This window comes from Haloprofundus salinisoli, assembly GCF_020097815.1.
Lineage (GTDB): Archaea > Halobacteriota > Halobacteria > Halobacteriales > Haloferacaceae > Haloprofundus > Haloprofundus salinisoli.
In genome coordinates, this window is the sequence record NZ_CP083663.1 from 1,691,365 (window position 1) to 1,716,217 (window position 24,853).

27 protein-coding genes are annotated in these 24,853 nt (G+C 66.4%); 19 read left to right on the forward strand and 8 right to left on the reverse strand.

Translation table 11 applies throughout. The annotated features are described in order from the left end of the window. The 5 genes from hisS to truA all read left to right on the forward strand — a co-directional run bounded on the left by hisS (position 1) and on the right by truA (position 3,785). Complete coding sequence (gene hisS, locus LAQ73_RS09020; RefSeq protein ID WP_224267953.1) at positions 1-1,296, forward strand: histidine--tRNA ligase; 1,296 nt, start codon at positions 1-3, stop codon at positions 1,294-1,296. A 99-nt stretch (positions 1,297-1,395) separates the two neighbouring features. Further along, complete coding sequence (locus tag LAQ73_RS09025) at positions 1,396-1,860, forward strand: hypothetical protein (protein WP_224267954.1); 465 nt, start codon at positions 1,396-1,398, stop codon at positions 1,858-1,860. Then, the gene (locus LAQ73_RS09030) at positions 1,853-2,383 is read left to right on the forward strand and encodes a DUF7965 family protein (RefSeq protein ID WP_224267955.1); all 531 of its coding nucleotides are present in this window, start codon (positions 1,853-1,855) and stop codon (positions 2,381-2,383) included. The genes LAQ73_RS09025 and LAQ73_RS09030 overlap by 8 nt, the downstream gene beginning before the upstream one ends. Positions 2,384-2,455: 72 nt before the next feature. Then, complete coding sequence (locus tag LAQ73_RS09035; RefSeq protein ID WP_224267956.1) at positions 2,456-2,914, forward strand: universal stress protein; 459 nt, start codon at positions 2,456-2,458, stop codon at positions 2,912-2,914. Positions 2,915-2,939: 25 nt separating this feature from the next. Continuing rightward, positions 2,940-3,785, forward strand: coding sequence for a tRNA pseudouridine(38-40) synthase TruA (gene truA / locus LAQ73_RS09040; RefSeq protein ID WP_224267957.1), 846 nt, complete (start codon positions 2,940-2,942; stop codon positions 3,783-3,785). On the opposite strand, the gene LAQ73_RS09045 is transcribed toward truA, so the two are convergent. Then, positions 3,786-5,168 carry a M28 family peptidase gene (locus LAQ73_RS09045; protein WP_224267958.1) on the reverse strand — a complete coding sequence of 461 codons (1,383 nt, stop codon included), beginning with the start codon at positions 5,166-5,168 and terminating at the stop codon, positions 3,786-3,788. It abuts the gene before it with no gap. 178 nt (positions 5,169-5,346) lie between these two features. Here LAQ73_RS09045 and pepF point away from each other — a divergent pair, with 178 nt between their 5' ends. The 8 genes from pepF to LAQ73_RS09085 all read left to right on the forward strand — a co-directional run bounded on the left by pepF (position 5,347) and on the right by LAQ73_RS09085 (position 13,344). Further along, positions 5,347-7,146 carry an oligoendopeptidase F gene (gene pepF / locus LAQ73_RS09050; RefSeq protein WP_224267959.1) on the forward strand — a complete coding sequence of 600 codons (1,800 nt, stop codon included), beginning with the start codon at positions 5,347-5,349 and terminating at the stop codon, positions 7,144-7,146. 60 nt (positions 7,147-7,206) lie between these two features. Further along, positions 7,207-8,529: a hypothetical protein gene (locus LAQ73_RS09055; protein ID WP_224267960.1), complete on the forward strand. Its 1,323-nt coding sequence runs from the start codon at positions 7,207-7,209 to the stop codon at positions 8,527-8,529. A gap of 267 nt (positions 8,530-8,796) precedes the next feature. Further along, a complete protein-coding gene (locus tag LAQ73_RS09060; protein WP_224267961.1) occupies positions 8,797-9,069 on the forward strand; it encodes a hypothetical protein in 273 nt (90 codons plus the stop codon). Beyond that, positions 9,066-10,112 (forward strand): isocitrate lyase, encoded by a 1,047-nt coding sequence (aceA, locus tag LAQ73_RS09065; protein WP_224267962.1) that lies wholly within the window; start codon positions 9,066-9,068, stop codon positions 10,110-10,112. The genes LAQ73_RS09060 and aceA overlap by 4 nt, the downstream gene beginning before the upstream one ends. Next, positions 10,113-11,024 carry an HpcH/HpaI aldolase/citrate lyase family protein gene (locus LAQ73_RS09070; protein ID WP_224267963.1) on the forward strand — a complete coding sequence of 304 codons (912 nt, stop codon included), beginning with the start codon at positions 10,113-10,115 and terminating at the stop codon, positions 11,022-11,024. A 115-nt stretch (positions 11,025-11,139) separates the two neighbouring features. Then, positions 11,140-12,372 (forward strand): proteasome-activating nucleotidase Pan2, encoded by a 1,233-nt coding sequence (gene pan2, locus LAQ73_RS09075; protein ID WP_224267964.1) that lies wholly within the window; start codon positions 11,140-11,142, stop codon positions 12,370-12,372. A 54-nt stretch (positions 12,373-12,426) separates the two neighbouring features. Continuing rightward, a complete protein-coding gene (locus LAQ73_RS09080; protein WP_224267965.1) occupies positions 12,427-12,900 on the forward strand; it encodes a pyruvoyl-dependent arginine decarboxylase in 474 nt (157 codons plus the stop codon). 60 nt (positions 12,901-12,960) lie between these two features. Then, positions 12,961-13,344 (forward strand): DUF5811 family protein, encoded by a 384-nt coding sequence (locus tag LAQ73_RS09085; RefSeq protein ID WP_224267966.1) that lies wholly within the window; start codon positions 12,961-12,963, stop codon positions 13,342-13,344. A gap of 144 nt (positions 13,345-13,488) precedes the next feature. Here the strand turns inward: LAQ73_RS09085 and LAQ73_RS09090 are convergent, their stop codons facing one another. Both LAQ73_RS09090 and infB read right to left on the reverse strand, forming a co-directional pair. Further along, on the reverse strand, positions 13,489-13,677 hold the full coding sequence (locus LAQ73_RS09090; protein WP_224267967.1) for a DUF8015 family protein: 189 nt from the start codon (positions 13,675-13,677) through the stop codon (positions 13,489-13,491). Between the two features lie 291 nt (positions 13,678-13,968). After that, entirely contained in the window at positions 13,969-15,771 is a 1,803-nt protein-coding gene (gene infB, locus LAQ73_RS09095) for a translation initiation factor IF-2 (RefSeq protein ID WP_224267968.1), read from the reverse strand. 209 nt (positions 15,772-15,980) lie between these two features. Here infB and LAQ73_RS09100 point away from each other — a divergent pair, with 209 nt between their 5' ends. Together LAQ73_RS09100 and LAQ73_RS09105 are read left to right on the forward strand one after the other, a co-directional pair. Beyond that, entirely contained in the window at positions 15,981-16,229 is a 249-nt protein-coding gene (locus tag LAQ73_RS09100; RefSeq protein ID WP_224267969.1) for a PRC-barrel domain-containing protein, read from the forward strand. A 4-nt stretch (positions 16,230-16,233) separates the two neighbouring features. Continuing rightward, positions 16,234-16,692: an NOB1 family endonuclease gene (locus tag LAQ73_RS09105; protein WP_224267970.1), complete on the forward strand. Its 459-nt coding sequence runs from the start codon at positions 16,234-16,236 to the stop codon at positions 16,690-16,692. A 27-nt stretch (positions 16,693-16,719) separates the two neighbouring features. Here LAQ73_RS09105 and LAQ73_RS09110 read toward each other — a convergent pair whose 3' ends face one another. After that, on the reverse strand, positions 16,720-17,475 hold the full coding sequence (locus tag LAQ73_RS09110) for a CPBP family intramembrane glutamic endopeptidase (RefSeq protein ID WP_224267971.1): 756 nt from the start codon (positions 17,473-17,475) through the stop codon (positions 16,720-16,722). Positions 17,476-17,563: 88 nt separating this feature from the next. Next, positions 17,564-18,850 carry a glucose-6-phosphate isomerase gene (locus tag LAQ73_RS09115; protein WP_224267972.1) on the reverse strand — a complete coding sequence of 429 codons (1,287 nt, stop codon included), beginning with the start codon at positions 18,848-18,850 and terminating at the stop codon, positions 17,564-17,566. A 116-nt stretch (positions 18,851-18,966) separates the two neighbouring features. Between LAQ73_RS09115 and LAQ73_RS09120 the strand changes: the two genes are divergently transcribed. Next, a complete protein-coding gene (locus tag LAQ73_RS09120; RefSeq protein WP_224267973.1) occupies positions 18,967-19,479 on the forward strand; it encodes a DUF8056 family protein in 513 nt (170 codons plus the stop codon). A 91-nt stretch (positions 19,480-19,570) separates the two neighbouring features. Continuing rightward, positions 19,571-20,047: a DUF5812 family protein gene (locus LAQ73_RS09125; RefSeq protein WP_224267974.1), complete on the forward strand. Its 477-nt coding sequence runs from the start codon at positions 19,571-19,573 to the stop codon at positions 20,045-20,047. 131 nt (positions 20,048-20,178) lie between these two features. Here the strand turns inward: LAQ73_RS09125 and eif1A are convergent, their stop codons facing one another. Both eif1A and LAQ73_RS09135 read right to left on the reverse strand, forming a co-directional pair. Beyond that, positions 20,179-20,463: a translation initiation factor eIF-1A gene (gene eif1A / locus LAQ73_RS09130; RefSeq protein ID WP_117594401.1), complete on the reverse strand. Its 285-nt coding sequence runs from the start codon at positions 20,461-20,463 to the stop codon at positions 20,179-20,181. A 108-nt stretch (positions 20,464-20,571) separates the two neighbouring features. Beyond that, positions 20,572-20,916 carry a DUF7968 family protein gene (locus LAQ73_RS09135; protein ID WP_224267975.1) on the reverse strand — a complete coding sequence of 115 codons (345 nt, stop codon included), beginning with the start codon at positions 20,914-20,916 and terminating at the stop codon, positions 20,572-20,574. 79 nt (positions 20,917-20,995) lie between these two features. Between LAQ73_RS09135 and secF the strand changes: the two genes are divergently transcribed. Both secF and LAQ73_RS09145 read left to right on the forward strand, forming a co-directional pair. Next, the gene (gene secF / locus LAQ73_RS09140) at positions 20,996-21,886 is read left to right on the forward strand and encodes a protein translocase subunit SecF (protein WP_224267976.1); all 891 of its coding nucleotides are present in this window, start codon (positions 20,996-20,998) and stop codon (positions 21,884-21,886) included. Then, entirely contained in the window at positions 21,886-23,475 is a 1,590-nt protein-coding gene (locus LAQ73_RS09145; RefSeq protein WP_224267977.1) for a preprotein translocase subunit SecD, read from the forward strand. Before secF ends, LAQ73_RS09145 begins: the two co-directional genes overlap by 1 nt. Positions 23,476-23,757: 282 nt before the next feature. Here LAQ73_RS09145 and rnhB read toward each other — a convergent pair whose 3' ends face one another. After that, positions 23,758-24,405 (reverse strand): ribonuclease HII, encoded by a 648-nt coding sequence (gene rnhB / locus LAQ73_RS09150; protein WP_224267978.1) that lies wholly within the window; start codon positions 24,403-24,405, stop codon positions 23,758-23,760. Between the last annotated feature and the right edge of the window lie 448 nt (positions 24,406-24,853).

The window sequence follows — 24,853 nt, forward strand, 5'->3', positions numbered from 1 at the left end:
ATGTACGACCGCCTCAAGGGATTTCGTGACTTCTACCCCGACGAGATGGCTCCCCGCCGGGAGGTCATCGACACGATGGAAGACGCCGCGAAGCGCTACGGCTTCCGCGAAATCGGCACGCCCGCGCTCGAACGGACGCAGATGTACGTCGACAAATCCGGCGAGGAGATCGTCGACGAGCTGTACGCGTTCACCGACAAGGGCGGCCGCGAGGTCGCGCTGACGCCCGAACTGACGCCGACGGTCGCGCGGATGGTCGTCGCCAAGCAGCAGGCGCTGTCGAAACCCATCAAGTGGGTCTCGACGCGTCCGTTCTGGCGCTACGAGCAGGTCCAACAGGGCCGTTTTCGGGAATTTTACCAGACGAACGTCGACATCTTCGGCTCCGCGGAACCCGAGGCCGACGCCGAGATTCTCGCGTTCGCCGCCGACGCGCTGACCGACCTCGGTCTGACGGCCGACGACTTCGAGTTCCGCGTCTCCCACCGCGACATCCTCGGTGGCCTCCTCACGGCGCTCCGCCCCGACGTCGACACGCACGCCGCCATCCGCGCCGTCGACAAGCGTGCGAAAGTCGACGAGACCGAGTATCTCGGCCTGCTCACCGACGCCGGGCTCTCGTGGGACGACGCCGAGCAGTTCGACGCCCTCGTGACGGGCGGTGACCTCGACGAAATCGCCGAGTTCGGCGGCGACGACGTGGAAGCGGCCGTCGACAACCTCCGCGAGGTTCTCGCCGCCGCCGAGGATTTCGGCGCGCGCGAGTACTGCACCGTCTCGCTGACGACCGCCCGAGGCCTCGACTACTACACCGGCGTCGTCTTCGAGTGCTTCGACTCGACCGGCGAGGTCGGCCGCTCGGTGTTCGGCGGCGGCCGCTACGACGACCTCATCGAGAGCTTCGGCGGCCAGCCCACTCCGGCGGTCGGCGTCGCCCCCGGCCACGCGCCGCTGAACCTCCTACTCCAGCGCGCGGGCGTCTGGCCCGAGGACGCGGCCTCGACGGAGTACTACGTGCTCTCGGTCGGCGACACCCGATCCGTCGCCAGCCGCGTCGCCCGCGATCTCCGCGCGGCGGGTAACACCGTCGAGACCGACGTCTCCGGTCGGAGTTTCGGCGCGCAGATGGGCTACGCCGACAGCATCGGCGCGTCGACGGTCGTCATCGTCGGCGAACAGGACCTCGAAAACGACGAAGTGACGGTCAAGGATATGGAGAGCGGCGAGCAGACGACCGCACCGGTCGACGAGTTCCCCGGCGACCGCGACGCGCCGACGTACGACGACTACGTCTGAGGCGGGCAGTCTCCCGAAGCGTCCCGATTCGGAACTCGGTCGACGACCGAAGCTATCTTCTGCGGAATTATTATACCACGATGACACGTATCGCCGCCGATGGTCCTCTCGCATCCGACCGCCCTCCTCGTCCGCCTGCTCCACGTCGCCGGTGTCGGCGTCGCCGTCGGCGGTGCCGTTTTGACGTGGGCGGCGAGTCGCCGAGCGGTCTCGGACGGTCGCATCGAGTCGGCGCGCACCGCCCTCGCCGTCGCGGAGACGTACGAGTGGCTCTTCTGGGGCGCGCTCGGTGCCGTCGTCGCCGGCGGCGTCGGGAACCTCGGGGCGCTCGGACTCGCCGTCTCCGGCGTCGAGACGGCGTGGGGAACGACGCTCGCGCTCAAGCTGGGGCTTCTCGCGGCGTTTCTCGCCGGGTCGGCGGCTCGGACGCTGTCGGTCTCGTTCGCGGCGACGCGCTCTGACGTCGACGCGGCCGCGACGAACCGTCTGCGGGTCGCGTACGCCCTCACGAGCGTCGTCCTGCTCGCGCTCGTCGGGTTCGGGGAGGTGCTGGCGCATGGCTGAACCGTCCGCGGACGACCGCGGCAGAGCGCCGAACGCCGGCCGGAACTCGGACGAACGGGGTAAAGAAGCTCGTCCGGTACCGGCGCTGGCCGTCTGGGGTCTCGCGACGTTTCACGTCACCGCGCTGGTCGTCGCCCTCGTCGTCGCGCTCCATCTGGGAGGGTCGCTTCGAGACCTCCTGTCGGGGTTGAACACCGCGGTCGGACTCGGCGTCTTCGCGTACCTCTGGGCGCTCACGTGGTGGACCAACCGCCGCGCGCTCGCCGACGGGTTCGACACCCGCACGGCGGCGACGCGAGCGACGCTCTGGGGTGGTGCCACCGGCGTCTGCTTCCTCCTCGCTCCGCTCGTCCTCTTCTCGGTTCTGCTCGTCGCGCAGGGCGCGTCGGTGCTCGCGGTGCTCGCCATCGGCCTGCTGGCGGCGCTCGTCTCGGCCGTCGTCGGTGCGGCCGTCGGCGGCGCGTTCGGCCTCGTCGACGTGGCGCTGTTCCGCGCGGTCGATGTCCTCCGGAGAGCGTCGTAGCGACCGTCGATCCGACTTCGACCGGCCAACACACACGTATCTCCGTGTCGTAGCCTCGCACGGTGACACTCGATGTACGACACTATCCTCGTCGCCACCGACGGTAGCGACCCGTCGGAGGCAGCGGTCGACCGCGCGCTCGACCTCGCAAACCAGTACGACGCGACGCTCCACGCGCTCTCGGTCGTCGACACGAGAGTGTACGCCGACGTCGACATCCGCTCGGAACCCGTCTTCGACCTGCTCGAAGCACAAGCACAGGAGACCGTCGACGCCGTCGCGGAGGCAGGTACGACCGCGAACGTCTCCGTCGTGACGGCCGTCGGACACGGTTCGCCGGCCAGCGCGATCGTCGACTACGCGTCCGACCACGACGTCGATGTCGTGGTCGTCGGCACGCACGGCCGCCGCGGCATCAGGCGCGTGCTGCTCGGGAGCGTCGCCGAGCGCGTCGTCAGGAACTGCCCCGTTCCGGTGTTGACCGTCCGCGGCGGCGAGCACGAGAGCGACGACACGAGCCACCCTCGTTAAAGTTCTCTCGTCCGAACCGTCGGTCATGCGTGCGTTCCGCGTCGCCTACGACGGCCGCCCCTACTACGGTTTCCAGCGCCAACCCGACGTGCCGACGGTCGAGGGCGCGCTGTTCGACGCGCTGGCGAAACTCGGCGTCTACGACGAGACGCGCCACCGGCCGTCCGGCTACGCCGCCGCGGGGCGCACCGACGCTGGCGTCTCGGCGGTCGCACAGACCGTCGCCTTCGACTGCCCCGACTGGTGCACGCCGCGAGCGGTCAACAGCGAACTGCCGGGGACGGTCCGCGCGTGGGCCGCGGCGGACGTTTCCGATGGCTTTCACGCGACTCACGACGCCGATCGCCGCGAGTACACCTATCATCTCTACGCGCCGAAATCAGACGGAGACGGCTATCGCACACCCGAGCCGTACGCTGCCGTCGACGACGCTCGGGCACGAGCGGCGCTCGACGCGCTCTGCGGCGACCACGACTTTCGGAACCTCACGCCCGACGACCGGAACACGGTTCGGGAGTTGTCTGGGTCGCTGCGGCGCGACGGCGAGTTTCTCGTCTTCACCATCTCCGCGCCGGGGTTCGCCCGCGAACTCGTCCGCCGCGTCGTCTCGCTCGTCCGCATCGTCGGCTCCGGGGCTCCGATGGCGAGAATCGACCGGGCGTTCGCCGCCGACTCTTTGGAGGGGCGCGAAGGTGTTCCGCCCGCGCCCGCCGCGGGGTTGGTCCTCACCGGCGTCGACTATCCGGGCGTCGCGTTCGAGCGCGACGAAGCCGCGATAGAGACGGTGCACGAGGTGTTCGGCGCGTCGCGCGTGGCGGGCGCGGTCAGAGCGCGGGTCTGCGAGACGGTGCTCGACGGGACGGGAGCGTAACTACTCCCAGCCGTCGGGCCACAGTCCGGCCGCGCGCATCCCGACCTCGAAGTCGTTCTCGCGGAACGTCGCGGCGAGGTCGTCGAGGTCGAGCCGCGGGGCGTCCGCCGTCGCCAGGTCCCCGACGAGCAGCGCGGTCAGGATGGCGTGCTCGCGGATGTTTCGGTCGTCGACCTTGTCGCGGGTGTCGGCGTGGGTGTGGCCCCACCCGCGGCCGCGCTCGCCGCTGTCGCTGTGGAGCTGGAACGCCGGGACGCCCTCGCGGACGAACGGCCAGTGGTCGCTGAACGGGTGCGGGTCGCCGTTCACGTCTACGGGCTGGCGCGTCGTCTCGTCGATGCGCTCGGCGGCGGCGCTCATCGCGTCGGAGTTGTGCGTCAGCGCGACGAGGTTTCGGAACCGCCCCGCGCCGTCGACGTTGACGACGGCTTTTATCTCGCTCAGGTCGGTCGTCTCGGCGACGCGCTCGGCTCCTAAGAGTCCGATCTCCTCGCAGCCGACGCCGGCGACGCGGACGCCGACGTCGAGGTCCGCCTGCGCGAGGATGCGCGCGGCGGTGACGACGGTGGCGATGCCGCAACCGTTGTCGAGCGCACCTTCGGAGATGTCGTGAGCGTCGTAGTGAGCGAGGAGAAGCAGTTCCTCGTCCGTTTTCGGTCCAATGTGACCGACGACGTTCTGGCTCTCTCCGGGGGTCGTCTCGGCTTCGACGCCGACGCGGACCCGACCCGTCTCGCCGCTACTGTTCGCGGCGTACTCTTTCAGCCACTCGCCCGTCTCTTTGCTCACGCCGACGGCCGGCACCGACCCCTCGTCGCCGAAAGTGAGAGAGCCCGTGGGCGGCAGCTGCCCCTCGATGTGGTTGACGAAGACGAACGCCTCCGCGCCCGCCTCGACCGCACAGCCGTACTTCTCCATCCGGTGGATGAAGCGTCCGGAGGGCGTCGTGGTGCTCGCCACGACGATTTTCCCGTCGACGTCTTCGGCGTCGATCTCGTCGGGCGTCCCGTAACCCACGTCGACGAGTTCGGCTTCGACGTCACCCGACGGGGAGTACGGGAGCGCGATGGCGTCGAACGGCCGCTCGACGGGCGCGGTGAGCTCGAACTCCGTCCACCCGCGGGTCCACTGGCTCATCTCGAACGCGTCGAGTTCGACGTCGTCGACGCCGGCGTCCTCGAACGCGTCGGCGACGAGGTCCGCCGCCCGGCGCTCGCCCGCGCTGCCGCCCATCCGGTCGCCGAGCGCGGTGAGGTCGGTGATGAAGTTCCACGGCCGGTCGTCGGTCCACGTGCGGCCTATCGCGGCGGCGAACGCGTCTGTCGTGTCTGCGGCGTCGCCCGCATCTGCCGCGTCGCCCGGTGTCGTCTCCTGTTCGGACATGACCCGCCGTTGGGTACACCGTGGCATAGATGCTCGGTTCGCGGAAGTCGCTGTCGTCGCCTCGGTTCCGACGCTCGTCTCCGCCCCGCACACCGTTTCTGTCTCCGAGCACTCGTCGGCAACAGTTGCCTTGTTCGGACTTGGTAAGGTTTACCCTCGCACCGGCCAACGTCCGACCATGAGTTCGGTTCCCGAACGCGGCGACATCGAGGAGGAGTACAAGTGGGACCTGGAGAGCATCTACGCCTCCGACGACGACTGGGACGAAGCGTACGAGGACGTCGAGTCGCGCATCGACGACATCGCGGCCTACGAGGGTCGGGTAACCGAGGACGCCGAGACGCTGTACGAACTGCTCGGACTGCTGGAATCGGTGATGCGCGACGTCTCGAAGGTCACCTCCTACGCGAGCCTCCGCGCCAGCGAGGACACCCGGAATCAGGAGTACCAGGCGCTGTCGGCGCGCGCGCAGTCGCTGGCGGCGGACGCCCAGAGCGCCTCCAGTTTCGTCGAACCCGAACTGCAGGAACTCGACGAGGACGACGTGCAGGCGTTCGTCGAGCAGAAGCCGGCGCTGTCTGAGTACGAACAGTACTTCGACGACGTGCTCCGGGCGAAACCCCACACGCGCTCGAAAGAGGTCGAAGCACTGCTCGCGGACCTCTCTGAGGTGATGGGCGCGCCGAGCGACTTCTACTCGATGCTCGCCAACGCCGACCTGACGTTCCCGACGGTCGAAGACCCCGACGGCGACGAGATAGAGATCTCGCAGGGGAACTTCACGAAGCTCCAGAAGCACCCGAACCGCGAGTTCCGCAAGGAGGTCCATGAGCGGTTCTACGACGAGTGGGAGGACGTCCGAAACTCGGTCGGCAGCTCGCTGAAAAACAGCGTCAAAGCCGACGTGAAACTCGCGGAGGCGCGCAACTACGACACCGCCCGCGAGGCGGCGCTCGACGGCCCGAACGTCCCCGTCGAGGTGTACGACAACCTCCTGAGCACCGTCCGCGACAACCTCGACAAACTCCACCGCCACGCCGACCTGAAGCGGCAGGCGCTCGACGTCGACGACCTCCAGATGTGGGACCTCTACATGTCGCTGACGGGCGAGGAGGGCCCCGAAATCAGCTACGAGCAGGCCAAAGAGTACGTCGTCGAGGCCGTCGCGCCGCTCGGCGAGGAGTACCAACAGCGGATGGCCGAAGGCCTCGAAGATCGGTGGGTCGACGTGTACGAGAACCGCGGCAAGCGCGCCGGAGCGTACTCGGCGGGCACCTACGACACCCAGCCGTTCATCATGATGAACTACCAGGACGACATCACCTCGATGTTCACTCTCGCTCATGAACTCGGCCACTCGATGCACTCGGAGCTGGCGAAGGACGAACAGCCGTGGCAGTACGCCGACTACGAGATCTTCGTCGCCGAGGTGGCGAGCACGGTCAACGAGACGCTTCTGACCCACTACCTGCTCGAAAACGCCGAAGACGACGAACTCCGCCGCCACGTTCTCGACGAGTATCTCGAACGGTTCCGCTCGACGCTGTACCGCCAGACGATGTTCGCGGACTTCGAACTGCAGATTCACGAGGCGGTCGAAGCGGGCGAACCGCTCACCCCCGACGTGTTCGACCAGCTCTATGGCAATCTGAAATCCGAGTTCTACGAACCCGCCGAGGTCGACGACCGCATCGCCCGCGAGTGGATGCGCATCCCGCACTTCTACTACAATTACTACGTTTACCAGTACAGCACGGGCATCAGCGCCGCCGTCGCCGTCGTCGAGCGCATTCTCGACGAGGGTGAGGACGCCGCCGCCGACTACCGCAAGGCGCTCGCGATGGGCGGCAGCGCGTACCCGATGGAAGTGCTGGAGACGGCGGGCGTCGACATGACCTCTCCCGAGCCTATCGAGGACGCTCTCGGCGTCTACGGCGACTACCTCGACCGCGTCGCCGAGTTGCTCGATCTGGACTGAATCCGGCTTCGAAACCAGTCATCTCGAAACTATTTTTATCAGGTTGCCACATCGTGAGCCATGGTCCCTCCAACGAGACGAACGTTTCTTCGCAGTCTCGCAGGTGGTTCCGCGGCGTTCGGTCTCTCGGCGTCGACGGGGGCTACATCTGCGACCACCGGAGATTCGGATCCCGTCGACGAATCGACGACCGACGAGCCACCGGATCCGAACACTGGCCGTCTGTATGACGTGCTACCGTTCGGCGAAGGCTATCTTGCGGTAGGGACCAGTAGTGAGTCGTACAGGGCACCGACGCTGTCTACCTTCGTCACACTCGATGCCTCCGGCGAGTACCGAGCGTGGGCGACGAACGCCGACCTCCGGTCGGCGATGGGTGCTGTCGTCCTGTCCGACGGCGACCTCGCCGTCGTCGGTGGGCGAAACACCGACTCTCGGCACGGTTCGCCCACGGCGGTCGCCCGCCTCTCTCCCTCGTTCGAGACGCGCTGGGTGACGACGTTCGACCGCGAAGCACACGGTCAGCCGGCGAAGATTCTGACACTCGACGATGGGACGCTCGCGGTCGCGTGGCAGTTCGTGTCGGCAGAGTTCAGTTACACCTACGCCGCAGGTATCGACCCCGAAACGGGGTACAGACGGTGGAAACACGACTTTGAGGACGGCCACTACCAGTTCAGAGGATTCACTTCGGACGGAAACCGCTGTCAGGTGTTCGGAAACGGGTGGCGAGCGCACATCAACCCGTCCGGCGAAACGGCGGGTCCACAGGAGGTTGACCACCCGGTCGGCGTCGGCGGTATCGTTCGTGACAACGACAAATTCATCATCCCATCGGCCGAGGAAGGATCCATCCACCTCACGCGGTACGACGACGAGTGGGTGAGCCAAGACCGACACCGGTTCGAGTTCGACACCGACTCGTTTCTCAGTCCGACCGCATTGAAACCGCGTCAAACTGGTGGGTTTGCGCTCGGTGTTGAAGGTCGAACCCACTCGTGGCTGGTACTCACCGACTCGCTGAGCGAGGAGTCTCATCGTGAAGTCTACGAGAACAGCTCTATTCTCGGCGTGGCACCGACCGAAAACGGGGCGGTTGTCGTCGGCCAGCGCCACCGAGCGCCGTGGTTCGGCCAGTACGACGAAACCGAATCTACATCCACTCCGGCGGCGACTGCTACCTCGACAGCGACATCGTCTGAACCCCTGCAGACACCGACGGAGTCTCCGAATCTGGATACGACGCAGGCTACGTTTACTACCTCCTCAACTGCTGACGGCACATCGTCAGCTTTCGCTCCCGGATTCGGCTTCGAAGATGTTACGGCACTCACGCTAACTGGCCTCGGTGCACTCTGGTACCGTAACCGCGACGCCGACTAGTTCGGTACCGCCGAGACGACGTACTCTGACGGTATTACTTGCGAACACCTTATTCGTGTGGGTTGTTGGCATCTCTCACTTATACACCTCATAGCCAAAATAGGTGATTAACAAATATTATCATTATCAATCATTACCTTTATTGCTCACTTTCCAGTCCCTCCTGGTGCGGAGAATCACGATGGCAGTACACGTACCCCCCACGACCCGCACAGCGCCCGACTATCGACCCGACAGCCGACCGATTCAGCGACCGAGACCATCCATATGACCTACACCGACCCAACACGACCCGATCAGGACACGAGAACCGACCGCCGAACCCCGCAGACGACGATTCGAACCACCCGAACGCGACCCGCCGAAACCGAAGAGGAGGCCCCGCTGGTCCCCTTCATCCAGACGGGCGAACCCACCGAGACGCACCGCGAGTTCCGGACCGAACTGACGAGTCTGAAGCGCCAGATCACGCGCCTCGAACGCGCGCTGGACCGTCAGGGGCGACCGACCGAGACGCGCCGACCGGAGGGGCGCCGATGAGCGAGACCGAGGAGACGTCCACCGGCGACGCCATCACGACCCGACCCATCGACAACCCGATGGGTCGAGAGTTCCGTCGGAAACTGGATGAACAGCCGTACGTGTTCGCGCCCGGGCTCTACCACGCGCTCGACGCCCGCCTCGCCGAGATGACCGGCCACGACGCCGCCTACATGAGCGGCTACTCCACCGTCCTCGGGCAGTTCGGCTTCCCCGATTTGGAGATGGTGTCGATGACCGAGATGGTCGAGAACGCGAAGCGAATCGTCGACGCCTGCAACATCCCGGTCGTCGCCGACTGCGACACCGGCTATGGAGGTGTTCACAACGTCCGTCGCGCGGTCCGCGAGTACGAGAAAGCCGGCGTCGCCGCCATCCACATCGAGGACCAGACGACGCCGAAGCGCTGCGGCCACATCGCGGGCAAGCAGATCGTCTCGCGCGAGGCGGCCCGCGCGCGCTTCGAGGCCGCCGTCGACGCCAAGCAATCAGAGGACACGGTCGTCATCGCCCGGACCGACGCCTACGGCTCCGCCAACGGCGACTGGGAGGAACACCTCGAACGCGGGCGCATCTACGCCGACGCCGGCGTCGACATCGTCTGGCCGGAGATGCCCGACCCCAGCCGCGAGGACGCGGTTCGCTACGCCGAGGAGATTCACGAGACCCACCCCGACCTGACGCTGGCGTTCAACTACTCGTCGTCGTTCGCGTGGTCCGAGGAAGCGGACCCCCTGACGTTCGCCGACCTCGGCGACCTCGGCTACGGCTACATCTTCATCACGCTGTTCGGCCTCCACTCGGGCGCACACGCCGTCTACGAGGATTTCCAGAAGTTGGCCGAAGACGGCGAAGAGGCGCAGTTCGACCTCGAATCGCGCTACCTCGGTCACCCGACCGAGTCCCACCACGAGCTCTCGTTCGTCGACCGGTACCAGGAGACCGAGATGCGCTTCGACGCCGAGGCTCGGTCGCGCATCGAGGAGTCCGCGGGCTACAGCGAGGACCAGACCGACCCCATCGGGACGGAGGGAGGCGATTAGATGCCCGACGTCACGCTGCGCCGGAGCCAACTGGCGACGCCCGGCAGCGACCCGAAGATGATAGAGCGAGCGCCCGACTCGGGCGCGGACGAGGCGTTCTTGGACCTCGAAGACTCGGTCGCGCCGAACGAGAAGACTGACTCGCGGCGAAACGTCATCGAGGGCCTCATCGAGTACGACTGGAGCGAGACGCGTCCGTGCTTCCGGATGAACGGCGTCGACACGCAGTGGTGGTACGACGACATCATCGAGGTGATCGGCGAAGCGGGCGAGTATCTCGACAGCATCATGGTGCCGATGGTTCACGACCCCGCGACGGTCAGAACGGTCGAGAACCTGCTCACGCAGGTCGAAGCCAACAACGGCCTCCCCGAGGGCGAAATCGGGCTGCAGACCCAGATCGAGAGCGCCGAGGGGATGAACAACGCGCCCGAAATCGCCGCTGCGAGCGACCGAATCGAGTCGTTGGTGTTCGGCCCCGGCGACTACACCGCCAGCGTCGGCGCGGCCGGTCTCACTATCGGCAGCGGCGCGGACTACCCGGGCCACTACTGGCACTACCAACTGGCGCGCCTCGCCCACGCCGCGAAGGCGCAGGGGCTACAGCTCATCGACGGCCCCTTCGCCGACATCGAGGATACTGAGGGCTTTAGAGACTCCTGCCGACAGGCGAGTCTGCTCGGCTGTGACGGCAAGTGGGCGATCCATCCGAGTCAGATCGAACCCGCAAACGAGGTGTTCGCGCCCGACAGCGAGGAGGCAGAGAAGGCCCAGCACATCGTCGACGCCTACGAGACGGCGACCAGCGAGGGCCGCGGCGCGGTCTCGGTCGACGGCGAGATGGTCGACGAGGCGACGAACAAGATGGCGAAGAACGTCGTCGCCCGCGCCGAACAAGCGGACGTCCTGTAGTCCGCTGACGCTCGAAAGTCGGCGATTCGGGGCCGTCGGCCGTTTTATGACGCCGCGGCCGTTTTTCGGTGACCCAAAGGCCCATTTACGCGCATCCCCATGGTTCGGATAGAAAATGTCTCGGAGTCCGTCGCTCCCCGACCGCCCTCGGCTCGACCTCGACCCAGAGATGTCGGACGCCGAGCGACTTGATGCGATGCAGAAGCACTTCGCACGCATCGTCCAGGTCAACGAGGAGCTAGACGAGCGGTTAGCACAGGCAGACGACCGGATGGAAGACCTGCAGTCGGAGGTCGACCAACTGAAACGCCGCAACGACACCCTCAAGAAGGCGTCTCTGTACCTCGCGTCCGTCGAGGAGGTGACCGACGACGGCGTCGTCATCAAACAGCACGGCAACAACCAGGAGGTGCTGACCGAGGTGTCGCCGCAGCTGGAGAACCAGCTGGAGGCGGGCGACCGCGTCGCCATCAACGACTCCTTCGCCGTCCAGCGAATCCTCGACGACGAGACCGACGCCCGCGCGCAGGCGATGGAGGTCGACGAGTCCCCCGACGTCACCTACGACGACATCGGCGGCATCGACGAGCAGATTCGGGAGGTCAAAGAGGCCGTCGAGGACCCGCTGGCCTCGCCGGAGCTGTTCGAGGAGGTCGGCGTCGAGCCGCCGTCGGGCGTCCTCCTCTACGGCCCGCCGGGCACCGGCAAGACGATGCTCGCCAAGGCCGTCGCCAACCAGACCGACGCCACCTTCATCAAGATGGCCGGCTCCGAACTCGTCCAGAAGTTCATCGGCGAGGGGGCGCGACTCGTCCGCGATCTGTTCTCGCTGGCCGCCGAGCGCGAACCCGCGGTCATCTTCATCGACGAGATTGACGCCGTCGCCTCCAAGCGGACCGATTCGAAGACCTCCGGCGACGCCGAGGTCCAGCGGACGATGATGCAGCTGCTCAGCGAGATGGACGGCTTCGAGGAGCGCGGCGACATCCGCATCATCGCGGCGACGAACCGCTTCGACATGCTCGACGAGGCGATTCTGCGGCCGGGTCGGTTCGACCGCCTCATCGAGGTGCCCAAACCGAACGAGGAGGGCCGCCGGCGCATCCTCGACATCCACACGAGTCGGATGAACGTCGCCGACGACGTCGACCTCGAGTCGCTCGCCGACGACCTCGATGGGCTCAGCGGCGCGGACATCGCCAGTCTCACCACCGAGGCAGGCATGTTCGCCATCCGCGACGACCGCACCGAGGTCCGCATGGGGGACTTCGAGGACGCCCGCGAGAAACTCGCCGAGACCGACGACGACGGCGGTCCGGTCGGCGAGTTCACCGACTACCAGTACTGAACTCTCCGACCTGTTTTCGCAAGCGCTTACTTCCCGCCGCGTCGTCTTTCGGTAATGAGCACGATTCGCGTCGTGAGCGGCGTCGCCACGGGCCCGACGCCGATGTCGTCGTACGACGCCGCCCTCGCCGAAGCGAACATCCACAACTACAACCTCGTCGCCGTCTCCTCCGTCGTCCCCGCCGACGTCGACGTGGAGTACGTCGGCACCGCCCCCGACCTCGGCCCGGCCGGCGAACGGCTCACCGTCGTCGAGGCGCGCGCGACTACCGCCGGGCCGGGTCGCGTCTCCGCGGGCCTGGGATGGACGACTGGACCCGGGCCGGGTCTGTTCTACGAGTCCGCGGGCGAGACCGATGCCGAGACGGTCCGCGAGCGGGTGACGGCGGGCCTCGACGCCGGGCGCGACCTCCGCGAGTGGACGTTCGAGGAGGAACGTGTCGAAGTCGCGTCGACGGAGGCCGACTCCGGCGAGTACACGACGGCGCTCGTGGTCGCCGCCTACGGGGACAGCGAGCCGATTCTGTAGGTTTGCTCCTGCCGACGCCTTTTTAGTCGGATACCGCCTACAGAGTACGATTGAGTTAGTATGAACGGAAACACCCCCTTCGCGGGCGTTCCGGACGCCGTCGACGCCGACCAGCCCGCCCTGTCGACGGATCTCACCGGCGACCAGCGACAACAGCTCCGCCGAGCGGTCGCCAGCATCGTCGCGCAGACCCGCGAGTATCTCCCCGACGGCTACGCTATCGGCTCGGAACTCTCCTACGACTCGAACGGCCCGCGAGCGACCGTCGCCGTCCACCCCCCGGCGGGACACGCCGTCAGCGCCGGCTTCACCCCCGACACCGACGACCTCGAATCCGGTCTCGACGACGAGGACCGCCGCGAAGTCGCCCGCGGTCTCGCCGCCAGCGCCGCGATGCAGGTGATGGCCGCCGTCGGCGACGGCATGACGCCGACCGCGAGATAACTCGCGCCCCCGTTTTCCGCGCGGAGCGTTGTCCGCCGACCGAGACCGTAAACCGCCGAGCGCGGTCGCTCTCGACCCGCAGTTCGCGTCGAAACGAGAGCGAACGACCGACTCGCTTCCGCCGTTCGTCGCTCGGCGGTCGGCTCACCGACCGGTCGAGTCGACCGGTGCCTCGACGAACATCCCGTAGCCCACCAGCGCGGCGGCGGGCAGCGCTCCGAGCGCCGCGCCGTGTGCCAGCGACAGCGGCGACGCCGCCCCGACGAGGAGACCCAGCAGAAGCAACGTCGGGACGAGCGCCAACAGGAGGTCGTAGCGCGATATCGTATCCATGGAAACGGCGATACTACCAGTTCTGTCGATTCCTACACTCACTACTCACCACCTCACGCGACAATAACGGCATCTGACCACTAAAGTTTCACTTCACATTACACGCGCGTGACCAGTCGAGAAGTTACCCGTAACGTATCGCTCGATGAAGGGACGCTGCGGACGGTCGATCGGGGGAAATCGGACGGGTCGCGGTGAGCCGGACCGGACGCGACGATGCCCCGACCGCTCGGACCGGAGCGTCGTCCGCCGGTCGGAGCATCGCCTCTTTCCCGTTCGTCCGCCCGCGACTCACTTCCCCCAGAACGGGTCGCGGCGGCGGTGTTTGTCGAGGTAGCCCTGCAGCGCCTCCAACTCGTCGCCCGGAATCTCGCTCGACAGCTCCTGTTCGAGAATCTTGGCGTGTTTCTCGGGGAGTTCGACCCACAGTTCGTCGCCTTCGTCTATCTGGCGGCCGACCGTCGGTCCGTCGATGGCGACGCTGACGCGGTTGCCCGCGCGGACCTGTTTGACGTCCTCGCCCTGCTCTTGAATGCCCGAAAGTTGGCCGACGCGCGTCGGCTTGTCGCCGTCGAACTTGACGATGCGCATGTTGTTTTTCAGCGTCCCGGACATCACTTCGACGCCGACGACGGCGGGGTCGTTCTGGCGGAACACGTGGTCTTGGAGGATGCGGAAGCGCGCCGGGCGGACGATCTTGTCTAAGACGGTCTCCTGTTGGGCGCGCTTGCGCTCGTCGACGAACTCCTCGTACTCCTCGATGAGTTGGTAGATGACGTCGTCGTCGAACAGCCGCACGTCGCTGTGGTCGAGTTCGTCCTCGGCGTTCTGCAGCACGTCGACGCTGAACGCGAGGATGACCTTGTGTTCGTCCTCGCGGGCGGTGCCGGCGACGGCGACGTCGCGCGGAGCCACGTCGCCGACTTCGGCGCGCAAAATGGGAATCTCGGCTTCCTTCAGGGCGTTTGCCATCGCCTCTAAACTCCCCAGGGTGTCGGCTTTCACGACGACGCCCTCCTCTTCGGTGCTGACCTCTATCTCGGCGAGTTCGGCCTGGACGTCCTGAATCACGTCGTCGACGTCGCGGCTTCTGACGACGCGCACCGGCGCGCCCGCCATCGCCTCGTCGAGGTCTGGGGCGGCGATTTTCACACCCGCGGCGGCCTTCACTTCGTCGACGCGCTCGAATCGTTTCTCAGTGCGAATCTCGGCGAGGGGTTGCGGCTGCAACAGCGCGCGAATCTCGGTGATTATCGGGCCGTTCGTCCCGCCGACGACGATGGTGTCGCCCTCGCGGACGGTGCCGTCGTACAGCACCACGTCGAGCGTCGCGCCGAAGCCTCGCTCCTCTTTGACCTCGAGCACTGTCCCCGCGCCGGGACCGGCGATGTCGACGGCCATCTCGGCTTTCATGTAGCGCTGGGAGAGCCCCATCAGGACGGCCAGCAGGTCCGGAATCCCCTCGCCGGTCATCGCGGAGACGGGGATGACGCCGACGTTCTTCTGGAAGTTCTGGACGCGCCAGTAGAGGTCCGCCGACAGCCCCTCGTCAGAGAGTTGGCCGATGATCTCGTAGAGGTTGGTGTCGAGCATCTGCCGCGCCCGGTCGCTCTGCCCGTCGTACGACGGTTTGATGGGCGATCCCTCCTGGGGGTTCCATCCGGGCGTCGTGTCGACTTTGTTGGCGGCGACGACGAACGGCGTCCCCGTCCGCTTGAGGATGTCGAGCGCCTCGACAGTCTGCGGTTGGAAGCCGTCGTTGACGTCGACGACGAGGATGGCGATGTCGGCGAGCGCACCGCCGCGCGAGCGGAGCGTCGAGAAGGAGTGGTGACCCGGCGTGTCGATGAAAAGGAGGCCGGGAAGGTCGAAGTCGTCGGGGTCGACGAGGCTGCCGGCCATCGACGACACGGTGTCCAGCGGCACCGCGGTGGCCCCGATGTGTTGGGTGATGGCCCCGGCCTCGCCCTCGCTGACGGCCGACCCCCGAACCTTGTCGAGGAGGCTGGTCTTTCCGTGGTCGACGTGGCCCAGAACGGCGACGATGGGTGTGCGAAGCGTCTCGGATTGTGGTGGCTGGTCCGTATCTGACATGAAGATCGCCCCGGAGAAGTTCTCTTATCCGTCGAATATCGGGGACCGAAGTTAAGTGTTTCAACTCCGTCTGGTGCTGATTTCAGCGATAGCGAGACACACCAAAAAGGCACGTTCGACGCAGACGGAACGTTCTCCGCAGCGGGACCCGACAGACGTCCGTCAGACGACCCCGTGGCGTTTATGTGACCGGACTCGAATAGGCGGCTATGGCCGACATACTCGCCGAGAACCTCTCGGGTAAAGCCGTCATGGGTTCGGACGGAACCGAACTCGGCATGCTGTACAACATCACCATGAACCACAAGACCGGCGCACTCGCGGACCTCCTCGTCACGCCCGACGAGGAGGCGTTCAGTGTCGACATGGGGTCGTTCGACCGCGACGACGAGGGTCGCTTCCGAATCCCGGTCAGCCACGTCAAAGCCGTGAAAGACTACATCGTCGTCCAGCGTTAGGTAGATGCAAGTTCTCGATTCTTCGGCGTTCATCCACGAGTACCACACCGACGAGCAGACCGCTTCGATTCCCGACGTGCAGGCGGAACTGGAGGGCGAACACGCCTTCCGCTTCGACGCGATGGAGGGCGCGGGCATGCACATCCACATCCCCGCGGAGGGGGCCGTCGAGACCATCGGCCGCGCCGCCACCGAAACCGGCGACGCCGACGTGCTCTCGGAGACCGACGTGCGCCTGCTCGCCACCTCCTTCGAACTCGACGCGACGCTCGTCACCGACGACTACGCGATGCAGAACGTCGCCGAACATCTCGGCGTCTCGGTGAAGGTCATCGCCCGCGACGGCATCGAAGAGCAGCGCAACTGGCGGTTCCAGTGCGCCGGCTGTGGACGCGAGTTCGACGAGAAACACGACCGCTGTCCGATCTGCGGGTCTGACCTCACGCGAAAGAATCCGGCGTAAGCCCGCCCTCTTTTTCGCTCGCTACCGTTACGCGCCCGGAATCAGACCGGTTGCGATAGCGTACTGGCCGAGGAACTGGTAGGAGTTGAACAGGCCGTGGATGACGGCGACCACGATCAGGTTCTCCGTCCGTTCGTAGAGGAGCGCGAGCACCGCCCCGAGGACGAAGATGACGGCGATGCTCGCGACTCTGCCGCCGCTGCTGCCGACGAGCGCCAGCCAGTGGGCGACGGCGAAGACGGCGCTGGCGACGACGACGGCGACGGTCTGCCCGTAGGTGCGGCGGAGTTTCTCCTGGACGATGCCGCGGAAGATGAGTTCCTCCATCGGCCCGACGAACAGCATCGTCACGGGTACCATGTACAGGAAGTAGATGGGGTTCTGCTGGCCGGCCGTGATGACCTGGTTGGCCGCCACCTCGATGCCGAGCTGCTGGATGACGAACGAGACGGCGACGAGCGCGGTGACCAAAATCACGAGACCGCCGACCATCCAGCCGAAGTCGCCGAGCGTCGGGACGCGCCAGCGGACGATGTGCCACTCGTTTCGTCGGGTCAGATAGAGGTAGGCGGCGATGCCGAAGCCGACGTACTGCAACGACGCGAGCGCGGCCCGTACCGCCGGCGTCTGCGTCGACACGCCGAGAAGTTGAAGCAACAGGACGCCGACGAGCGAGACGGCGATACCCACGGCGAACGCACCGGCGACGACGAAGACGACGTTCGCAGCGGCCTGTAGATGCGTCTGTGATTGCGAGGTCTGCGGGGATGGGTCTGACTGCATCTGCTCGTCGTACGTACTCGCCGACGCCGAATAGATGCACCGGTCGGGTTCGCCGCCGCGGAGGCGGAGCGAAGACCGCCAGAGCCGATTACTCGATTTCCAGTCGTGTCTTGTCGCTCACCGCGTCGGCTTCCTCGAAGTCGCCGCCGCCCAACAGCCCGCGGGCGGCGCGCTTGCCCCACTCGACGGCCGGTTGGGTAAACGTCGAGACGTTCTCCAGTTCGCCGTACAGCACGCAGGCGGCCTCCATCCCGTACAGCAGTTCGCCGACGCCGCGCTCGTCGACGCGGTCGATTTCGACTCTGACGTTCGGCTGTCCCGCCGCGGCGAGACTCGCCTCCGTCGCCTCGAACTCGGCGTCGAGCAGTTCGCCGAGCGTCGAGCCGCCGAGGTACGACAGCCCCTCCAGATCGGTCTCGGGAATCGGGCGGTCCTCGCGTTCGCGGGGACGGACGAGCGTGACGAGTTTGTCGTGGCGACCCGCTCGATAGAGTTGGAGTTGGGAGTGCTGGTCGGTCGCGCCGAGCGCCCGTGCGGGCGTCTGACCGACCCCTTCCTTGCCGAGGCTCTCGGCCCACAGCTGGGCGAACCACTCGGCGAAGTACTCCAGCGACTCGGCGTACGGCATCATCGCGTTCACCGTCGCGCCGCGGCGGTCGAGCGCGTAGGCGGCCGCGCCGTAGGCGTACGCCGGCGAGTCGAACAGCGACCCCGACAGGCGCTCGGCCTCGTCGCTCGCGCCCGCGAGAATCGCGTCGAGGTCGTGCCCCTGAATCGCCGCACACGCGAGGCCCACAGTCGAAAGCGCCGAGAACCGCCCGGGAACGCCGTCGGGCACCTGCAGCGCGGGGAGGTCGTGTTCGTCCGCCAGTTCGCGGAGGTTGCCTTCCTCGCCGGTCGTGACGAACGTCCGCTCGGTCCAGTCGACGCCCGCCGACTCCATCGCGTCGCGGACGACGAGGAAGTTCGCCAGCGTCTCGGCGGTCGTTCCGGATCGAGAGACGACGTTCACCGCAGTGCGGTCCAGCGGTAGGGCGTCGAGAAGCGCCGTCGTGTCCTCGGGGTCGACGTTGTCGAGGAAGTGCGCCTCGACGTCGCCGCCGAGCGCCTCCGAGACGGTGGCCGCCCCGAGGGCGCTGCCGCCGATGCCGACGGTGAGGACGGCCTCGGCGTCGCCGAACGGCTCGACCGCGGCGCGAATCTCGTCGGGGTCGGTCGTCTCGGGCAGATTCAGCGCCGCGTAGCCGTGCTCGGCGTCGGCGCGACCCTGCTCGATGCGCTCGTGGGCGTCTGCGACGCGATCGTCGAGGCGCTCCAACTGCTCGCGGCTCAGTCCGGGCGTCGAGTCGAGGACGTTGCCGAGGTCGACGTACATGGCCGAACGCGCGCGCGCCGACACCAAAGGCGTTGTCCTCGCCCGCGACGTGTGAGGGCGGCGTCGGCCGAATTCGGACCAATCGGCTTAATCGCTCCCGGCCCCAAGCGCCGACGATGACCGACGGTTACAACGGCGTCTTCGGCGCGTTTCCGTACGCGCTCAGACACTCGACTTCGTGGCTGTTCCGCGTCTACGTCGCCGTGAGCGCGCTCGTCGCACTGTTTCTCACCCTCGTCGTTGCGATGGGTCTCGTCGTCCTCATCGCCAACACGGCGGATTTCGGCGGCGGGCAGTTGACGCTCTCTCGGTCCTTCTACGCCGTCGTCGGGCTGCTCCTCGTCGCGCCGGTTCTCGCGCCGACGCTGTTCGTCGCCCGCCGACACCGCCGCGAGGAGAGCCGAGAGAACGAGCGCTACGACTTCGTGCTCGGTCTCGCGGGGTTCGCCTTTCTGGCCTCGCTGTACGTCGGAGCGATAATCACGGTTCCGCCGGACCTGCAGACGCCGGTCAGTGGGTGGTACGCCCCCCTCGTCGAGCTCCTCTACGGACTGCCGCAGTTGGCCGGGTTGGTTCCGCCGCTTCTGGCGGCGGGTCTCATCTTCGGCCTCCACCGTCGGCTCCGATGACGCGGCGAACCCCCCCGGCCGACGCTGTCACGATATCACACACCGCCGGGACGACGAAACCGAAAAACGTCGCGGCGACCTATCGCTTGCCATGAGTAACGACGAATCGAAGGAAGGGACGTTTCTCGTCACCGCCGCGGACGACGAGACGGCGGTGTTGAAAGACGTCGAAGACGGGCAGGTCCACACGCTGGCGTCGAATCCGGGCGTCGAGCGACACGACGCCGTCGAGGGCGTCGTCGTACCTGACCCGCCGATGAACGTCACGTGGCAGCTTGTGGAGGTGAAGTCGCGCCGCCCGCTCATCGTCGAGGAGAGCGGCGAGTCGCCGACGACGATGGCCCGCGACGTCGCCGCCGACCAGTCGGTCGGTGAGCTCACCCGACGCGAGCGCGCCGGCACCGGCGAGATCCACGTCGTCACCGTGCCCGAGGAGACGACCGAACAGGCCGTCGCCGACGTGCTCGACGACGAGGAGGGACTCCTCTCGCGGGCGGCGCGACTCGGCGTCAACCGCGTCGAGATACGCTCGTCGCCCGGCGTCGTCGTCGTCCGCTACATGCCGTAACGAGCGTCCGATATCGGAGCGGCGAACGCCCCGCTCTCTGCGTTCGTACTTCGGCAACTCGTCTCGTCACTGCGCTCGCACGTCACTCGCGTTTGTGCTACGCACGTCGGCGGGACGTCGCCGCAAAATATCTACTGGATGTGGCCTTCTTGGCGGAGCTGCTCGGCGTCCTGGTCGGTGTAGCGCCACTCGATGTTGGCTTTCTCGTCCTGCCAGTCCCACGGTTCGACGAGGACGACGTCGCCCTCGTTGATCCACGTGCGGTACTTCATGCGGCCGGGAATCCGACCCATGCGCTCTTTGCCGTCGTTGCAGCGGACGCGAACGTGGTTGCCGCCGTTGTGCTCTGTTACGACCGCGAACAGTTCGTCGTCGTTGGGCATTCGAAGGTTCCGACGCCCGGTTTCTTCGCTCATAATTTAAATAGCACCCGGAGACGGTTAAGACGTTTGGGGTCCGCGTTAGCGGATGTCACAGTGTGTCACGAATGAACGACAGTCGTCACTTTTGATGTTTCGCGTCACTCACTCCGTCGGCCCCGCCTTACTCTGCACGCGCCACCCGCCTTCCATCGTCTCGTCGCGTTCGACATACTCGACGGTCGTCTCCTCGCCGACGGTGTCGCCGCCGTCGAGAGCTTCGACGCGGAACGGCACGTCCAGGCTGTTGCCGCAACAACCGGTGTCGACGAACGTCTCGAACGTGTCGCCGACCGCCGGCGAGTCGAGTTTCCGCCGGAGGTAGCCCCGGTACCGGTCGGTCGAGATCTGGTCGCGGCCCCAGTCGCTGAGATTTTCCGGGTGCGAGAGCACGACCCGCGTCGCGATTCGCTGGCTGTTCTCGTCGCCTGTGTAGGTTGATTCGGCCATCGAGAGCTGTATGCGACCGACACACATGAGGGCACGGAAATTTAAGAAGGCTTATTCGACGGGCTGACTACCGCCCGCCATGGTTGCATTCGACGTACCGGAGGTCGATTACACCCGGTACACGAATCGCCAACTCGCGGCGGTTCCGCTCGCCGTCCTCGCACTCGCGCTTCTCGTCATCGCGGTCACGTTTGCGACGACAGGCGCGCCCGTGGCGCTCGGAACCGAGTTCTCCGGCGGAACGGAGGTACGACTCGCCGTCGACGCACCCGACGGACAGGCCGAACAGGCCATCCAGCAGGCGTTCGACGCGGAGATCGAGTCGATTCAGTCCGTCCCCTCCGACGGGACGTACGTCGTCACCTTCGGCCCCGGCACGGACCCCGCGCAGTTGGAACAGACGGTAGAGAATCCGCCGAACGACGCGGCCCAACGGCTCGAAATCGTGAGTCTCTCGACGGTATCTGCGAGCTTCGCCGGTGACTCCCAGCGACTCGCACTCGGTGGCATCGCCGTCGCCTTCCTCGGGATGAGCCTGCTCGTCTTCGCGCTGTTTCGGACGTTCGTCCCCTCCATCGCCGTCGTCGTCTCGGCGTTCTCGGACATCGTCATCCCGGTGGCGCTGATGAATTTACTCGGCATCGAGCTCTCTCTGGGGACCGTCGCCGCGCTGTTGATGCTCATCGGGTACAGCGTCGATTCCGACATCCTCCTGAACGACCACATCCTCCGTCGCTCGGGCGACTTCTACGAGTCGACGTACCGCGCGATGCGGACGGGTGTCACGATGACGCTCACGTCGCTGGCGGCGATGGTCGTCATGACCATCACGGCGACGCTGTTCGGCATCCAACTGCTGTCGGCCATCGGCATCATCCTCGTGTTCGGCCTTGCCGCCGACCTGCTGAACACGTACCTGCTGAACCTGAGTCTGCTTCGCTGGTACAAGTTCGAGGGGGTGAACCGCTGATGGGTACGTTCCGCGACAACTGGCGCGTCGTCCTGCTCGTCGTCCTCCTCGCGGCGAGTCTGTTCGCGCTGTTCGGCCCCGCCGGCGGCTCCAGCGACGACCAGGGAATCGGCAACGACACCGTCGCCGGGGCCAGCGACGGCCCGACGAACCTCGTCTACGGTCTCGACCTCTCCGGCGGCACGCGCATCCGTGCACCGTTGGTCGGCGTCACCGCCGAGGACGTCGAGTTCGGCAACGACTCCACCGGAGAGGTCGGTCGGAACGTCGCCGCCGAGTTAGACGGCGTCGAAGTGACCGACGTGACCGCGCGTCAACCGACCGAAGACCGCCCGGCCACCGTCGAAGTCACGACGCGAAACGTCTCGACCGACGACCTCGCCGGGGCGCTCGACGCCGCGGGCTACGGGCACGGCAACGTCCGCGAGGGCGTCACGGCGGAGACGCGAGAGCAGACCGTCGCCGTCATCAGCAACAAGATCAACCAGGCGGGGCTCTCCGGCGGCTCCGCGCGGGTCGTCTCCACGTCGACTGGCGACTACTTCATCCTCATCGAGGTGCCGGACGAGCAGCGTTCGGACGTGCTCGACCTCGTCAGCCAGCAAGGACAGGTACAGGTCGAGGTGTACTACCCCGACGAGGAGAACGGCTCGACCGAGTACCGCCGCGAGCTCGTGCTCGAACAGGGCGACTTCCAGGACATCGGCAATCCCCAGCAGGGACAGAGCGGCAGTGCGCCGAACGTCCCGGTCGTCATCCGTGAGTCCGAAGCGCCCGAGTTCCAGGAGAAGATGGTCGAGACGGGCGTCGCCGGCGATGGGGGCTCCAGGTGCAGCTACGAGGAGAACCCCAACGGCACCCAGCCGTGTCTGTTGACCGTCGTCGACGGCGAGGTCGTCTACTCGGCCGGCATGAGTCCGTCGCTGGCAAACGACATGCGCAGCGGCCAGTGGGCGAGCAATCCGCAGTTCGTCCTGCAGACGACGAACTACTCGGAGGCCCAGGAGCTCGCTATCAACCTCCGCGCCGGTGCGCTCCCCGCGCCGCTGGACATCGGTCCGGGCGGACAGGGAACGTCGTCGTACATCTCGCCGACGCAGGGTGAGAACTTCCGAATCAACTCACTCATCACGGGTATCATCGCCGTGCTCGCCGTCAGCGGCGTCGTCTTCTTCCGCTACGGCTCCGCGCGCGTCGCGGCCCCGATGGTCCTGACGGCGCTGTCGGAGGTCGTCATCCTCCTCGGCGCGGCGGCGTGGCTTCGGTATCCGCTCGACCTCGCGGTCATCGGCGGCTTCATCGCCGTCATCGGGACGGGGGTGGACGATCTCATCATCATCGCCGACGAGGTGATGGCCGAGGGCGATGTCCGCTCGCGGAAGGTGTTCCAGTCGCGGTTCAAGAAGGCGTTCTGGGTCATCGGCGCGGCCGCCGCGACGACCATCATCGCGATGAGTCCGCTCGCCGTGTTGTCGCTCGGCGACCTCCGAGGGTTCGCCATCTTCACCATCCTCGGCGTGCTCGTCGGCGTGATCGTCACCCGCCCGGCCTACGGTGACATCCTGCGAGCGCTCCTCACCGACCGCTGAACGGGTCGCCTCGCGCGGATTTCTCTCCTTTCTTCGCTTTCCGGCCGCCGTTCGGTCGATTCTCTATCGAACGTCCGATTCGCGGCGGGGTTTTCGCGTCGCCGTCCGACTCGAATCCTATACGCACAAGACGGTGGACGTTGAACCGGGTCCTATGCACGTACCATCGCTCGGCACACCGGAAGGCGCGTTCGACTACCTGATGATCGTCCTGTTGGCGACGACCGTCGTCTTCGGCCTGTTCTTCGGCGCGCTCGAATTCGGGCTGTTCTGACCGGCGCGTCAGAACTCCGACAGCGCCGACTGCTCGGCGGCCGCCAGCACGTCGGCGCACGTCTGCCACGACGCCCGCGCACAGTCGGGGAGCGTGCCGTGCTCGCGGACGTACTCCCGCAGAAACGTTCGCGTCGTCGGGTCGCTCGGATAGCCACTGCCGACCTCGCCGTACCGCTCGGCGAGAGCCTCGATCCGCGCGTCGCGTTCGACTTTGGCGACGACGCTCGCGGCGCTGACGACCGGGTGGGCTTCGTCGGCGCGGTGTTCGGACTGCACGTCGATTTTCGGTCCGTGGGCTTCGACGGCCGTCCGAACCCGTCGCCCGAACCGCGCTTCGTCCACGTCGCCGGCGTCGACGACGGCGCGGTCACCGTCCTCGGCGACGACGGCGAGCGCTTCCGCCTGCGCGGCGACGGTCAGCCCGTTCATGTTCGTCTCCGGGTCGTCGATGCGCGCCGGCGTGACGACGGCGACGCCGACCGATACCGCCGACTTCTCGCGCAGTTGCGCCGCGAGCGACTCGCGTCTCGCGGGCGAGAGCCGTTTCGAGTCGTCCAACCCCTCCGGCAGCGCCGACGACGGTGCGCGCACCGCCGCCGCGACCATCGGTCCGAGCACCGGCCCCTTCCCCGCTTCGTCGGCACCGAGTTGCATGGTCGCGCCTCTCGGGGTGGACGCTAAGGTGTTTCCGTCCGCATCGAGCGCATCGCCGTCTCACAGAGATACAACAGATTCGATAGTTGTATCAGTGACTGAGTACTATGCTAATAATTTACTACGCCGCTATCGTAGAAGGCCCCGTGGGAGGCGTGGTGTGTCAGCAGAGATGGATGCTGCGGGCCTTCGTCCGCGGTGTGTCAGATTCCTCCCACAGTCCGTCAGCACCCGTGCGACGGCTAACGGCAGCTAGTAATAATTCTTGCTATGAGGGCCTCTCAATAACCGCCTCTGCCGGCTCGGAGTCGCGCGATTCGCGACTGTCTACAGTCCCGACAGGAGCGACGCCACCGGCACGTCGACACGCGGACGATTTGCGGGCGACCACCTGTTCGGCATCACCCACCGTATTGCTCATGAAGATACGCTCGCGTGCGTGTTGTTC

What these genes read in the sequence shown, in the direction of transcription:
- hisS (WP_224267953.1), top strand. Translation starts at nt 1, where the DNA reads ATGTACGACCGCCTCAAGGGATTTCGTGACTTCTACCCCGACGAGATG.
- LAQ73_RS09025 (WP_224267954.1), top strand. Translation starts at nt 1,396, where the DNA reads ATGGTCCTCTCGCATCCGACCGCCCTCCTCGTCCGCCTGCTCCACGTC.
- LAQ73_RS09030 (WP_224267955.1), top strand. Translation starts at nt 1,853, where the DNA reads ATGGCTGAACCGTCCGCGGACGACCGCGGCAGAGCGCCGAACGCCGGC.
- LAQ73_RS09035 (WP_224267956.1), top strand. Translation starts at nt 2,456, where the DNA reads ATGTACGACACTATCCTCGTCGCCACCGACGGTAGCGACCCGTCGGAG.
- truA (WP_224267957.1), top strand. Translation starts at nt 2,940, where the DNA reads ATGCGTGCGTTCCGCGTCGCCTACGACGGCCGCCCCTACTACGGTTTC.
- LAQ73_RS09045 (WP_224267958.1), bottom strand. Translation starts at nt 5,168, where the DNA reads ATGTCCGAACAGGAGACGACACCGGGCGACGCGGCAGATGCGGGCGAC.
- pepF (WP_224267959.1), top strand. Translation starts at nt 5,347, where the DNA reads ATGAGTTCGGTTCCCGAACGCGGCGACATCGAGGAGGAGTACAAGTGG.
- LAQ73_RS09055 (WP_224267960.1), top strand. Translation starts at nt 7,207, where the DNA reads ATGGTCCCTCCAACGAGACGAACGTTTCTTCGCAGTCTCGCAGGTGGT.
- LAQ73_RS09060 (WP_224267961.1), top strand. Translation starts at nt 8,797, where the DNA reads ATGACCTACACCGACCCAACACGACCCGATCAGGACACGAGAACCGAC.
- aceA (WP_224267962.1), top strand. Translation starts at nt 9,066, where the DNA reads ATGAGCGAGACCGAGGAGACGTCCACCGGCGACGCCATCACGACCCGA.
- LAQ73_RS09070 (WP_224267963.1), top strand. Translation starts at nt 10,113, where the DNA reads ATGCCCGACGTCACGCTGCGCCGGAGCCAACTGGCGACGCCCGGCAGC.
- pan2 (WP_224267964.1), top strand. Translation starts at nt 11,140, where the DNA reads ATGTCTCGGAGTCCGTCGCTCCCCGACCGCCCTCGGCTCGACCTCGAC.
- LAQ73_RS09080 (WP_224267965.1), top strand. Translation starts at nt 12,427, where the DNA reads ATGAGCACGATTCGCGTCGTGAGCGGCGTCGCCACGGGCCCGACGCCG.
- LAQ73_RS09085 (WP_224267966.1), top strand. Translation starts at nt 12,961, where the DNA reads ATGAACGGAAACACCCCCTTCGCGGGCGTTCCGGACGCCGTCGACGCC.
- LAQ73_RS09090 (WP_224267967.1), bottom strand. Translation starts at nt 13,677, where the DNA reads ATGGATACGATATCGCGCTACGACCTCCTGTTGGCGCTCGTCCCGACG.
- infB (WP_224267968.1), bottom strand. Translation starts at nt 15,771, where the DNA reads ATGTCAGATACGGACCAGCCACCACAATCCGAGACGCTTCGCACACCC.
- LAQ73_RS09100 (WP_224267969.1), top strand. Translation starts at nt 15,981, where the DNA reads ATGGCCGACATACTCGCCGAGAACCTCTCGGGTAAAGCCGTCATGGGT.
- LAQ73_RS09105 (WP_224267970.1), top strand. Translation starts at nt 16,234, where the DNA reads ATGCAAGTTCTCGATTCTTCGGCGTTCATCCACGAGTACCACACCGAC.
- LAQ73_RS09110 (WP_224267971.1), bottom strand. Translation starts at nt 17,475, where the DNA reads ATGCAGTCAGACCCATCCCCGCAGACCTCGCAATCACAGACGCATCTA.
- LAQ73_RS09115 (WP_224267972.1), bottom strand. Translation starts at nt 18,850, where the DNA reads ATGTACGTCGACCTCGGCAACGTCCTCGACTCGACGCCCGGACTGAGC.
- LAQ73_RS09120 (WP_224267973.1), top strand. Translation starts at nt 18,967, where the DNA reads ATGACCGACGGTTACAACGGCGTCTTCGGCGCGTTTCCGTACGCGCTC.
- LAQ73_RS09125 (WP_224267974.1), top strand. Translation starts at nt 19,571, where the DNA reads ATGAGTAACGACGAATCGAAGGAAGGGACGTTTCTCGTCACCGCCGCG.
- eif1A (WP_117594401.1), bottom strand. Translation starts at nt 20,463, where the DNA reads ATGAGCGAAGAAACCGGGCGTCGGAACCTTCGAATGCCCAACGACGAC.
- LAQ73_RS09135 (WP_224267975.1), bottom strand. Translation starts at nt 20,916, where the DNA reads ATGGCCGAATCAACCTACACAGGCGACGAGAACAGCCAGCGAATCGCG.
- secF (WP_224267976.1), top strand. Translation starts at nt 20,996, where the DNA reads ATGGTTGCATTCGACGTACCGGAGGTCGATTACACCCGGTACACGAAT.
- LAQ73_RS09145 (WP_224267977.1), top strand. Translation starts at nt 21,886, where the DNA reads ATGGGTACGTTCCGCGACAACTGGCGCGTCGTCCTGCTCGTCGTCCTC.
- rnhB (WP_224267978.1), bottom strand. Translation starts at nt 24,405, where the DNA reads ATGCAACTCGGTGCCGACGAAGCGGGGAAGGGGCCGGTGCTCGGACCG.